General features: G+C 33.0%; 11 protein-coding genes. 8 read left to right on the top strand and 3 right to left on the bottom strand.

Features of this window, described 5'->3' with window-relative positions; genetic code table 11:
* Positions 1-93: 93 nt before the first annotated feature.
* Positions 94-1,440 carry a hypothetical protein gene (locus NAAC61_RS01255; RefSeq protein ID WP_103078105.1) on the bottom strand — a complete coding sequence of 449 codons (1,347 nt, stop codon included), beginning with the start codon at positions 1,438-1,440 and terminating at the stop codon, positions 94-96.
* 452 nt (positions 1,441-1,892) lie between these two features.
* Between NAAC61_RS01255 and NAAC61_RS01265 the strand changes: the two genes are divergently transcribed.
* From NAAC61_RS01265 to NAAC61_RS01285, 5 genes are all read left to right on the top strand, one after another.
* Positions 1,893-2,825, top strand: a complete 933-nt coding sequence (locus NAAC61_RS01265; RefSeq protein WP_202694997.1) for a LacI family DNA-binding transcriptional regulator — start codon at positions 1,893-1,895, stop codon at positions 2,823-2,825.
* 98 nt (positions 2,826-2,923) lie between these two features.
* Entirely contained in the window at positions 2,924-4,177 is a 1,254-nt protein-coding gene (locus NAAC61_RS01270; protein WP_202694998.1) for an extracellular solute-binding protein, read from the top strand.
* A gap of 15 nt (positions 4,178-4,192) precedes the next feature.
* The gene (locus tag NAAC61_RS01275; protein WP_202694999.1) at positions 4,193-5,077 is read left to right on the top strand and encodes a carbohydrate ABC transporter permease; all 885 of its coding nucleotides are present in this window, start codon (positions 4,193-4,195) and stop codon (positions 5,075-5,077) included.
* Complete coding sequence (locus NAAC61_RS01280; protein WP_202695000.1) at positions 5,074-5,904, top strand: carbohydrate ABC transporter permease; 831 nt, start codon at positions 5,074-5,076, stop codon at positions 5,902-5,904. Before NAAC61_RS01275 ends, NAAC61_RS01280 begins: the two co-directional genes overlap by 4 nt.
* Before the next feature lie 40 nt (positions 5,905-5,944).
* On the top strand, positions 5,945-6,829 hold the full coding sequence (locus NAAC61_RS01285; RefSeq protein WP_202695001.1) for a glycoside hydrolase family 130 protein: 885 nt from the start codon (positions 5,945-5,947) through the stop codon (positions 6,827-6,829).
* Between the two features lie 217 nt (positions 6,830-7,046).
* On the opposite strand, the gene NAAC61_RS11165 is transcribed toward NAAC61_RS01285, so the two are convergent.
* A complete protein-coding gene (locus NAAC61_RS11165) occupies positions 7,047-7,298 on the bottom strand; it encodes a hypothetical protein (protein ID WP_337919681.1) in 252 nt (83 codons plus the stop codon).
* On the opposite strand from NAAC61_RS11165, the gene NAAC61_RS01290 reads away from it, so the two are divergent.
* On the top strand, positions 7,255-7,845 hold the full coding sequence (locus NAAC61_RS01290; protein ID WP_337919678.1) for a cytochrome c biogenesis CcdA family protein: 591 nt from the start codon (positions 7,255-7,257) through the stop codon (positions 7,843-7,845). The two genes, NAAC61_RS11165 and NAAC61_RS01290, sit on opposite strands and share 44 nt — an antisense overlap.
* A 16-nt stretch (positions 7,846-7,861) precedes the next feature.
* Entirely contained in the window at positions 7,862-8,545 is a 684-nt protein-coding gene (locus NAAC61_RS01295) for a thioredoxin family protein (RefSeq protein WP_202695003.1), read from the top strand.
* A 34-nt stretch (positions 8,546-8,579) separates the two neighbouring features.
* Here NAAC61_RS01295 and NAAC61_RS01300 read toward each other — a convergent pair whose 3' ends face one another.
* Positions 8,580-9,689, bottom strand: a complete 1,110-nt coding sequence (locus tag NAAC61_RS01300) for an alanyl-tRNA editing protein (RefSeq protein WP_202695004.1) — start codon at positions 9,687-9,689, stop codon at positions 8,580-8,582.
* Positions 9,690-10,019: 330 nt separating this feature from the next.
* On the opposite strand from NAAC61_RS01300, the gene NAAC61_RS01305 reads away from it, so the two are divergent.
* Positions 10,020-12,410, top strand: a complete 2,391-nt coding sequence (locus NAAC61_RS01305; RefSeq protein ID WP_202695005.1) for a WD40 repeat domain-containing protein — start codon at positions 10,020-10,022, stop codon at positions 12,408-12,410.
* The last annotated feature ends 40 nt before the right edge of the window (positions 12,411-12,450 follow it).

Genomic DNA, 12,450 nt, shown 5'->3' on the forward strand with positions numbered 1-12,450 from the left:
AGAATTTCCTCCGATTCATAATTGTTCCTCCCTATAAACTTTGTGCTAACAAATATTTCTGCAGCATTTATAAATGCTGCAGAAATAAAAGGTTTACTGAATAATAAGTTTTAAGTTTTGTATCTCGTGTGTTCTTCCTTCAAGCAATTTTATAGCTTCTACAGTGTCCTTTGCGGAATAGATTGAGAAATATCTCGTATAAGTAACTTTGTCTCCGGCTTTGAATTTCATCATCCAATCAGCTTCATTAGTTCCTTCAAAGGTGCCTTTTGTAGCTTCATAATTATTCAATTCTCCTGGGATCCATCTAAAAATTCCATCTCTAAATTCTCTACTTTCGTAAAACCAAAAATCATTATAAACAAATTTTTTAAGGTCAGAATAAACAACGGCTGTCTCGGGTAATATTTCGGCAGCTATCAAACTATATTTCTCAGAAAAATTAGCCCTCCAATCTTCCATAGAAACAAAGGCATAGGTTGCTCCCCACCATAAAGGCTTCATTGAATCGATTGCTGGAAAAACAACATAAGCATTTCCATCAACTATTTTTACTGCATCTCTTTCCTTCCAATATTCATATGGAGTTACTCCTAATTGCTCTGACCAAATCATTCTTCTAAATATAGGAGTGATATGCAAAGAACTATCATCAACGGTTGTTAAAGGTGCTGTAGCCATAACTTGTAATTTCATTATGTCCACGTAATTGGAGAATGAAAATTCATTTTCCACTAACACATCACCAGTTTTAAAAATATGTGTGGTTAAATTTTGTGTGAGACCAGGAAGATCTTCATAGGAAAGTACAGCCTGAACAGTTACAGCGACAGGTCCTGGATCAAAAACTTTTAAATCCTTCACGGTTAATCCCATAGATGTTGTTTCAACGTGTTTGCCTAATTTCCCGTCTACATAGTATGTGCTACCTGACCAGCCTGCAATTCTTGCTGTCCCGAGTTCATTGTACAAGATTCCTTCAACATTTCCATATTTAGTAAAATTTGCTAATCCGTGGTTATTTACCTTGACCATAAAATTTTTGTTTATTACATTGTATTCCCCGTCTTTTTCCTCGATTGTGAAAGCTGGTTCGAATTGTAGTAAGTCTAAATCCCAATCATCCGAGACAACGATATTGGCTTCATTCTTAAATACAAATTGGAGAAAATCTGAAGAAGAAATTCTTCCGTTTTGATCTACATCCACAATCTGATAGGGAAGATCGTTCCCTTTCGAATCTTTTATTCTGATAGAATTCCAGTTCGCATCGAAATCATATCCAACAAAATCCAACAACTCAGAAAAACTCACCACAAATGGAACCTCAAGGTTTGTCATTTGCTCGGTAGAAACTTTTAACACCTTTTCCTCTGCAAAAAGGGTGAATGTAACAAGAAGAACCGTTACTAAAGTTACAAAGATCCTCGCTTTTTTCACTTTTGTTCCTCCTCCTTTCCTCTTTCATAAATATATTTATTGGGATACTCCAAACTAAACAGACTTTCTGTCTTATCTTTATGTAAACGCTTACAATCTCCTTAATAATTATAGCATCTAAAAAGAATCTATGCAAAGTCGATTATAACTGTTTAAATGTAATTAAAAGCAATTATAGACCTTTAGCAGTCAAAATCTCCTATTTTCTTATTTTTTGATTTTCTAAATACATTTCCTCAAACCCGATTTATTAGAAAAATGGAGATTTTTTCAAATAATTGAGAATAATTACCTTTAATTGGCCTTATTTGGTTATAACCAGGTTTGACTTTCTTTTAGGATGCTGTTATAATTTTTTTGTAAGCGCTTACAATATGGAGGTATTACTAAATGTCAAAGATAGATGATGTTGCAAAATTAGCTGGTGTATCGATAGCCTCAGTATCAAGAGTTTGAATTCAAAAGACAATGTTTCAAAAAAAACTAAAGAAAAAGTTTTGCGAGCTATCGAAGAATTAGATTATAAACCTTCGAGAATCGCTCGAAATTTAGCCAACAAAAAAAGTTTTTATAACATTGGTTTAGTCATTAGTAAAAGGATAGACAAAATTCTCAAGGAGAATGATTCATTTGGTATAAGAGAGTTCTACACAACTGTTTTAGCAGGAATAGAAAGTTTAGCAAAAGAAAACAACATCCAAATAAAATTGGAAACCTTTGATAATGGAAACAGAAAATTACTGGAAGGTTTAGATGGCTTGCTTATAATGGGAGGAGACCGTCTACCTAAGTTAGTCGAAAATTCATATTTACCAAAGGTACTTGTAGATAATTACATTCCTGCTTTAAAAGTTGATTCCGTAATCTCAAACGGCTTTGATGGCGCCTATTATACAATAAAACAAATGATCTCACGAGGATATAAAAAGATTGTACATATTCACGGTCCACTTACATATTGGGGATTTAGAAATAGATTTGAAGGATACACGGCAGCGATGACTGAATTTGGATTGCTGCCTCAAACATTTGAGTGTGACGAAACTCCAGAAGGTATATTATATGCATTAAATTTATCTTTATCCAAAAAACCTGATGTAATTTTTGCTTCAAATGATGTTATAGCTTTAATAATTTTAAATTTTTTAAAAAAGAAAAAAATTCATGTCCCAAAAGATATTCAACTAATTGGATTTGACGATATTATCTCTTCTTCAGTTTCTGAACCTAAACTGTCAACGGTAAAAGTTTTCAAGTTTGAGATGGGGAATATCGCTTTAAATAGACTAATAGATTTGATCAATGAAAAGAATCCTCATCCAGCAATGATCTCGTTATTCACCACCTTTATCGAAAGGGATAGTACGATAAGAGCTAAGAATTAGGAATAGTGATCAAGCAATATAAGAAATAAAATGACTTATTTTAAAAAATTATAAATTATTATCGGGTAGTAACATAATTCAAAGGAGGTATGATCAGTATGAAAAAGTTAACAGTGGTTTTTATTGTGTTATTGTTGACGGTTTTTGCCTTTTCCCAGACAAAACTCGTTTTTTGGACCGCGCCTAATCCACAACAAGAAATGTTTTGGAAGGAAGTCGTTGCTGAATATGAAACTTTACATCCTGAAATCGATATCGAGTGGTCTACCATTCCTGCAGCAGGAAGCTCAGAAGAAGCTATACTAACAGCTATAGCTTCGGGAAGAGCCCCAGATATCTCCACCAATATTTTTTCAGGATTTGCTGCACAGTTAGCGGATATAGGACAATTAGTAGCTTTAAATGAATTAGAAGGTTTCGATGAACTTGTTGAAACAAGAAAGATGGGAAGTATCATAGAAGGCTGGGAAATAAACGGTAATGCATATGTTATACCTATTTATTCAAACCCTGTTCTGATGTGGTGGAGAGATTCTTTATTGAAAGATGCCGGCTTTGATAATCCCCCAAGAACGTACTCAGAGATCTACGAATTTTCTAAAAACTTTGTGGTACCCATGGAACGATATTCCATCCAAGTAATTGCAGGAAGAAATTGGTGGGATAGATGGTTTGACTTTATTACGTATTACTATGCAGCAGGTCAAGGAAAATCATATATAGATACTGATAGGATGAGAGCAACATTCAACGACGAAGTTGGTCAAGAAGTAGCTCAGTTTATCAAAACAATGTTTGATAACCAATGGACTGCTGTAGACTTAGGTTCTGATCCATTTTATAACGGAGCTATTGCTGGAACATTGATGGGTCCTTGGAGCATCGCTTATGCCGAGAATCAGTATCCAGACGTCGTTGATGATATTGTTATTACACCGCCACCAGTTCCTGACAATTATCCAAGTGATCAACCGATTTATACTTTTGCTGATGCAAAAGGGCTTGTAATTTTTAATACTACAAAAAACTTGGAAGAAGCTTGGGAATTTGTTAAATGGGTATTCTCGAGAGAAGATTTCGATTCGAAATGGTTAGAATATACCAAAATGCCACCAGCAAGAGAAGACTTATTAACTAATGAAATATTTGCTGATTTTTGGGAGACAAATCCTTTAGCAGCTGAATATGCCAAATATGTCCCTTATGCTGTTCCTCCCGCACCAATTACAACAACTGTTGACGTACAAGATATCATGACTGTTGAATTGATTGAACCTTTAATGCATGGCACCAAAGATGTTCAAGAAGCTTTGGATGATGCAATTAAGGCTATAAACAGAATCCTCTGGTAAGGGAAGGTTAAAACAATGAGTAAAAAAATAGGGTTAGCAAAAAAAGAAGCAAGGAAAGGCTTTGGTATTTCTTCAATATATTTAATTTATGCGGCAATATTTTGGGGTTATCCTTTTGTATGGTTATTTATACTTCTTTTTTCTAAATGGAGGTTTGTGGGGTCACCTCAATTCGTTGGCTTTCGCAATATTACGAGGGTCTTAACCGACCCTCTTTTTTGGAAAACAGTAATCAATGTTTTTCGTTTTATGATGTACTATATTCCTCTTGTGTTAATAGGAGCTTTACTCTTTGCCATTGCCCTGAACAAAATAAAATATGGAAAAACCTTTATAGCCCTTTCTTTTTTGGTAGCCAATGTTTCATCAGGAGTTGCTTATTCAATTATGTTTTCAAACCTTTTTTCTGTCAATGGACCAGTAAATAAAGCGCTAAATAGTCTTTTTGGTATCACTATTCCTTGGTTTACAAGCCCACAATGGGCGATGTTTTCCATTGCGTTGATTGTTATTTGGAAATTCATTGGCTATTATGGCTTAATACTATATGCCGGCTTAACCGCTATACCAAAATCTTTATATGAAGCAGCAGAGTTGGACGGTGCAGGAAGTCTTACAAAGTTTTTTAGAATTACATTGCCACTATTAAATCCTTCTATAATAATGGTCTTGGTTTTGGCTATTACTTTGGCTTTTGGAATATTCACAGAACCTTATATGATAACTGGGGGTGGTCCAATGAGAAGTACTTTAACCCCGATGATGCATATGATTACTACAGCATTCCAAAGAATGGACCCAACTTACGCTGCAACAATGGCAGTGTTTGTAGCTATGATAAGCTTTGCAATGATTTGGGTAGTAAGAAAAACTATGGAGAGAGAAGTTGATTTAGTATGATAACTAAAAAAACAAAGGCTGGAAATGTAATTCTTCACATAGTGATGTTCTTTTTATCACTAATCTGGTTGTACCCTTATGCCTGGCTGTTCTTGGCATCGGTAAAACCCTCTGCTGAAATCTATACCAGATTTCTACCAACGAGGTTCACTTTAGAGCATTTTAGATTTATACTAGAAAGCGCCGAAAGGATGAATAGACCGTTTATAAGGGCATTTTTCATAAGTTTATTTGTGTCTATCACCGTTACAGTATGTGTTATAATAACATCAGCCATCATTTCTTTTGCCTTATCAAAGTATAGATTTAAGGCAAGAGAGGGGATATTTAATTTTATTATTTTCCAAATGGTGTTCCCTGGATTCATGTTTACCATACCTTTATACATTCTAATGAGAAACATGCATCTGTTAAATTCGCTGGCAGCTTTAATCGTTCCTTTTATTATGAGCGGTTGGGGCATTTTTATGATGACTCAAAGCTTTAGAGGGACACCAAACGACTACATCGAAGCAGCAAAAATGGATGGAGCCTCTGATCTATTCATCATTTTTAGAATTATGTTACCTTTAAACAATTCCGTTATGGCCATTGTTGGGCTATTCACATTTATCGGAGTATGGGATAATTTCATGTGGCCACTCATAGTTATTCAGGATTATTATAAAATGCCTCTTTCTGTCTTACTTGCAAGCTTTAATCACGAGTACGGTGCGTATATTGGACCAGTAATGGCAGGTTCGGTGATTCAAACTTTACCAATGGTGCTCATTTTCATAATCTTCAGAAAGGCATTTTTGCAAGGAATTTCAATGTCTTTGAAATAATCACAATTAAAAAACTGTAGTTATAAGGAAGGGATATATATTGAATTTGAAGTTGAAAAGGCATTTGTCAAACCCATTGTTTGGTCCAAATCCAATGCATTTGTGGGAATCTAGGTTTGTTTTTAATCCTGCAGTAGTTTATGACGGCAAAGTCTTCCATATGTTGTACCGCGCCCAAGGAGAAGATATGGTTTCTCGGATTGGTTATGCTGTAAGTGTAGATGGTCTACACTTTAATAGAATGGAAAAACCTGTATTTGAACCCTCAGATTTATCGGAACTATACGGTGTCGAAGACCCAAGAATAACGCATATAGATGGAAAATATTATATGTGTTACACAGCTTATTCTCCGAAAAATGTTAAAATATCCTTAGCCTCCACAGAGAATTTCTTCACGTGGGAAAGATATGGAAGTATTTTGCCCGAAAGTCCTAATAAAGATGCTGCCTTGTTCCCAGAAAAGGTTAATGGAAAATATATTTTAATTCATAGGTTGGAACCAGATATTTGGTTTGCATATTCTGATGATTTAATACATTGGGGCAATTATGTAAAAATTGCTTCACCAAGGAAAGATTATTGGGATAACTTAAAGATCGGAGCAGGTGGCCCACCTTTAAAAACTCCTTATGGTTGGCTGTTTTTGTATCATGGCGTTCAAGAAGATATCAGGCCTATCTACAGGTTGGGCTTTATGCTCTTAGATTTAAAAGATCCAACAAAGGTCTTAAAAAGAACAGAAGAACCCATTTTGGAACCTCAGGAAAACTGGGAGATTTTCGGAGGAGTTCCAAACGTTGTATTCTCAGATGCATTGGTTGAATATGTTGATCAATACTATGTTTACTATGGTGGAGCGGATAACTACATAGCTTTGGCAACTATTTCAAAAAAAGAAGTTTTCGATTGGATAAAGGAATGAACTTTTTTAGGCAGGAAGTTACTAAATCTATCATCTACTTCCTGCCTAAAAATTTTATTGATACTTCTTTAAAAAGAGAAATTCCCAATTTTTTAATATCTTTTCTTCATCAACGCTCATCTTATATTTGTTTTTTGCAATATGTCCGAGAACTTTCTTTTAGTTTTTTCATCTAATCACCTATTGCTTTCCTTGAGTAAATAACATTACTACTTCCTCAAGAAATCCTTATCCTCATCTTTGTTGCTAAAATTCCATCTAATGTGATATAATTAAAATACCTTAGTAGGGTATGGCTAACTTTTAATAATTTTAGCAAAGGAGCCAACACTATGAATTCTCTTGCCATAACAAATTCTGTTAGTTTTTTAACTGCGTTTTCTGGTGGGTTATTATCATTTTTTAGCCCATGTGTTTTCCCTTTAATACCCGTTTTTTTTGCATTGGTGATCCCTGATATCTCAAACACCCCTTTGGTCATCAAAAGGAGTTTGGGTTTTTTTCTTGGCCTTTCTCTCTTTTTTGCCTTGTTAGGCAGTATTTCTGGTAGTATTGGTATGATGCTTGCAATGTATCAAAGCGTTATTAACATAGTTGCTGGTGTTTTAATAATATTATTTGGATTTCTGTTTTTGATGAATAAAAGTTTGATTTCTGCAAAGAATATAGACCTAAGAAAATACAATAAAAATAATTCCTTTTTCTCCGCCTTTTTAATTGGGATTTTAATTTCTTTAGTATGGATCCCGTGTGCAAGCCCAATTTTGGCTTCGATTCTTACCTTAGCAACGACTACTGGAGAAGCAATGAGAGGCGCTCTTTTACTTTTTGTTTATTCTCTGGGTATTTCCATCCCGTTTTTATTCTTTAGTGGCATTGTCAGTAAAATATTATCTAAAGTAACCTTAGGAGAACCAAAATGGCAAAAATCTCTGAGAATTATTGGTGGTATTTTGCTTATGGTAGTGGGTACTATGGTTTCCTTTGGGCTTTTTAACAATATAAGTGTAATATAAAACGGAGGTGTGCCTTATGAAAAAATTTTTCGTTGTATCGTTATTTATTTTATCAGTAATTACAATATTTTCTGTCCCATTAGAGGAATTTGTTTTTGAAAATTTCAATGAAGCTTTCGAAGTTGCCGAATTAACAAACAAAAAAGTAGTAGTCATGTTTTCATCACCTACATGCCCAGCGTGTACTCAATTCAAAGAAACAACACTGTTGGATGAAGAGATTCAAAAATGGCTACGCACAGAATTTGTTTTTGTTGAAATCTTTCCTACCACTGAAAAAGCCACATTTCAAGGAGAAGAATATAATTATGGCCAGTTGTTTTATGCCTTTGGTGCAAGATATACACCAACCTTTGTATTCTTTGACGAACAACAAAATCCTTTTGGAGCAATTACAGGTGGGTATCCAGCTGAGATATTTATAGATATCCTAAAATATGTCTCTTATGAAAAAAATGAAGAGATTAGTCTTGATAAATTTATTGAAGATGGATTGGGAAAAGATATCGATATTCTTCCAAAAACTGTTTATTTATCAAAAGATGAAATTGAAAAATTATTGGACATGGATCCAAATTCCAAAGTATATGAACCTGGTAAAAATTATGATCCATATACAAATATAGTTTTACTTCAAAACAATACAAACGAACAAAATATAGAAAATTTTTACGTGAAAATATTTGAATCTAAGAATTAGAAAATTTATTTCTGAAAAATAGCCCATGATTGGGCTATTTTTCTAATATTTTGAGAATGTCTTCGAATTTTATGTCTCCGCTTATGTTGCCTCTTACTTCACTTCCACCGCCTTTAATGTTGTTATTCATTTTTAATTTTTCTATAAGCTCTTTACAGTTAATATTGTTAGAGAAAATAGAAAAGGTTTTGTTCTTTTCATCTTCAATAATGAGTGTATAATCTTTTAAATCCACGTATTTGTGTAAGAAATCCGCTGTTTCGTCCTCTTTTTTATGGTAAACTACTTTAGTATTGTTCACAACCACAGGCTTTTCGATTAAATCTCTTGCGAGATAATATGCATTTTTTTCTGCTAACTTTTTTATACGATTCTTATAATCTTTATTTTCATTTAATAAACTTTCTACTTTGCTTTCCAAATCATACAATCCAGACGTTAATATGGAAGAAATATTTTTTAAAATTGAATCTTTTTGTGAATAATCTTTAATGGCTCTAAGTCCTGCTAAAAAATACACCCTCGTTAAATTCCCTTTTACTCTTTCTGTATTTGTTATCTTTAAAAGGTTGATTTTACCTGTATTTTTTACATGAAAACCACCACAAGCAGATATGTCAAAATCATCGATTTTTATCAGCCTCACTTGACCACTCACTTTATCACTTAGAGGTTTCCTCAAATTGTATTTCTGAGCCCCTTCTTTATCCGTAAATATTTCTTCCACCTTGATACATTTAGAAATTATATCGTTTGAAAGTTCTTCTGCTTTGTTTAACGTTTCTTCTCCAATATTTTGTTCATCCAAATCTATAGTAGAATATTCTTCACCCATCTTGAAACTAAGGGTTTTTAACGAAGCTATTCTTTCAAAAGCGGCTGATAATATATGTTGTGCAGTATGTTGCTGAGCTATATCGTATCTTCTTTTTTCGTCTATTTCATAAAAATATTCACCGGGGTTTAAATGTTTGCTTAATACAACGCCTGTTTCTGTGGTATTTAAAACGTCAACAGTATCAATTTTACCCCTATCTCCAAGTTGCCCCCCTTTTCCATCAGGATAAAAAGGGTTATTCTCTATAGTTGCAAAATAGTTATCTCCTTCTTTTATTACCTTAATTACCTTTACTTTTTCACTCAAATTTAAAGCCTCCTTTTGGTCTTAACCTAAAACTTTATATATAGCGCCCCCTTCGCCAAACGTTAAGGGGTAAACCCCTTAAGATCCCCAAATTCGACACATCATTTGGAAAGCAAATGAGATTAGGAAAGTTATTCAAAAGCACTACGAAAAAGACCATTTTGCACAGATCAGCAAAAAGTTTTTTGCATTGAACAGCAAAAGTTATTTCAGCGCTGTTAAATTTCTAAAGCCTTTAGTTTTTATTCTGGGATTCCTTTTAAGATCATTTTATTATATAATATAATAGTTAGTAGAGAATCAAAAATCTTTGAGAGAGAGTTGAGTGCGTTGAGAAAATTCTTCTTAATTTTTTTCTTAACTGTTTTCAGTGTAAACATCTTCTCCAATTTAATAGTAAATAACTTTGAACATACCAACATCATTGATTTTTTTGTAAATAAAAACACCGGCGATATTTCCACAATTGTGGAGAATAATTACCTTAAAACTTATGATTTGAAGGAAAAGTGCATTAATCGTTATTACTCAGCTTCTTCTATACCGACACATGTAGAATGGATCCTCGACAATAAATATACTATAATCGCAGAAAGTAATGGAACAATAGAAGTGTTTAACAACGATACCTCTCTTCTTAATTACAAAATAAACGTAACCGACGAATCTATTTCCTCTTTATCCAGTTTTAGAGATAAAATAGTATTTACTTCCTTAGATAAAACGGTCTACGTATACAATATTACCAAAAGAAGGGTAGAATTTCAACGGAGGTTTTCAACTATACCAACGGTTGCAGAATTTTACGATGAGGGTACAATATTGGTAGCAGACCATTTAGGTAATATTTATTTGATTGATTATTTAAACAATAAAGAAGTAAGATCCATCAAAATTGATAATTATTCAATAATTAAATTAGCGATGGTAAATGATAATACACTTGCTTTTTCAATGAATGGAAATATTTATGTATTGGATAAAGACTTGAAGATAATAAATTCTTTTTCATTAGGTTTAACAATTAAAGAGGTCGCATTTTCACCATCGAATGAAAATTTTACTGTTTTGACTACGAATAATCAGATCATCCTTTTTGATTCTTCAACTTTAAAAATACTCCAAGAACTAAAGCTTGATAATTTTAATATAAAATCTCTTGAATGGAGTCATGACAAAAGCGATACACTTTACCTAAACGATGGAGTTAGTCTATACTCTTTAAATGTCTATTCAAAATCAATTGAAAAATTATTGGAATTAAAAAAACCCGATGTTCTAAAAATTACAAGAAATAATAATCTTATTTATTACTTAACTTCCAACAGTGAAATAGGTATTTTTAATATTGATTCAGGAGTAGTTGAGACTCATTTTTCTTTTTCTGAAGAAGTAGTTGACTTTGAAATAACAAAAAATGGATATTTGATACTTTCAGAAAATTCTGGATACCTGTCGCTTTACGACCCTGAGGGTATATTAATAGAAAATAAGAAGATAAGTGATTTTAAATTAACCACTTTGGAGATTTCCCCTTCGGAAAAGTTTTTAATTGCAGGGGGATGGGAAAATAATGTTTATGTAGTTACCCTACCTGATTTGAGCGTTTATAAGGAAGTTGAAAATCTTCATAGCAATTGGATAAAAGATATTTCTATTAATTACAACGAAACTAAGATAGCAGTGGCAAGCTTAGATAAAAAAGTAAGCATATCAGTTTTTCCCGACTTTGAAAATACAATTTACATCGAAGAATTCCCCTACATTATTTGGTCACTGGATTGGGCTAGTAATTCAAATTTTCTTTCTATGGGAGGATTTGAAGGGGCTTTACGACTGTGGGATGGAAGATTTAATCAATTCTATAAGAGATTTGAGATTATTACAGCTCCAATAAAGGCAATTGAATGGAGCCCTGATGATAATTACGTAGCCACTGGAACAACTGATGGAAATGTCTATATATGGAACAGTAAAAATGGAAACTTAGAATCAACTATGAATATTTCGAATGGTGAAATTGTTGATTTAACTTGGAGTAATGATGAAAGGTATTTGTATGCCTTGAGTAAAGGAAATTTATTGAGCCTTATAGATCTTCAGCAAAACAATATACCTTTGCAAAGTATTATTTTTGAAAAAGGCTATTCTGTTTCCTATAGAAAAAATGGGGAGTATACCACTAATATCCCTGAACAAGAAGAAAGCAAATTTTTCTACAAAAATAATCCTATAAGCCTTTTCGAAGCTGTAACCTTCGAAAGGAAAGAATTTATAAGCATTCCTATCTTAGAGGGTCCTGTTATAAATGTACCGTCAGAATTTTTGATATCAGATAAAAACAACTCTTTGCTTCTCAGCGTTTTTGATAATAATCTAATTACAAAAGTTGAAATATTAGGTCAAACTTTTTTAGTTAACAGCCAATCTTACTATCTATCTTTAGAAATAAATCCTGAAAAACTTACATCAAATATGCTTGAAATATCTGCTTATGACAACGATGGAAATAAATCCACAAAATACGTTCATTTGAAGTTTGAGAATATATATCTTCAAGTATTCACTAATCAAGCAGAAATTACAAACGAGGAAGGAGAAATAATAGCGATTGCAACTCGTGGAGACATCCTAAAATTAAAAGGAGTCTTAGGAGATACTTATAAAGTAGAATATATTGACAAAGAGGGATATATTAAAAAAGCATTTGTCGTGTTTTAAAAAAGCCCTCAAAGATGAGGGCTTTTTAATTTTATTATCT

Origin of the sequence: Petrotoga sp. 8T1HF07.NaAc.6.1, assembly GCF_016772115.1 — a bacterium.
In the GTDB taxonomy this organism is placed as follows: Bacteria; Thermotogota; Thermotogae; order Petrotogales; family Petrotogaceae; genus Petrotoga; species Petrotoga mobilis.

Bases quoted from the DNA above. Each gene is read 5' to 3' on its own strand.
- NAAC61_RS01280 (WP_202695000.1), top strand. From the start codon at position 5,074: ATGATAACTAAAAAAACAAAGGCTGGAAATGTAATTCTTCACATAGTG.
- NAAC61_RS01270 (WP_202694998.1), top strand. From the start codon at position 2,924: ATGAAAAAGTTAACAGTGGTTTTTATTGTGTTATTGTTGACGGTTTTT.
- NAAC61_RS01275 (WP_202694999.1), top strand. From the start codon at position 4,193: ATGAGTAAAAAAATAGGGTTAGCAAAAAAAGAAGCAAGGAAAGGCTTT.
- NAAC61_RS01295 (WP_202695003.1), top strand. From the start codon at position 7,862: ATGAAAAAATTTTTCGTTGTATCGTTATTTATTTTATCAGTAATTACA.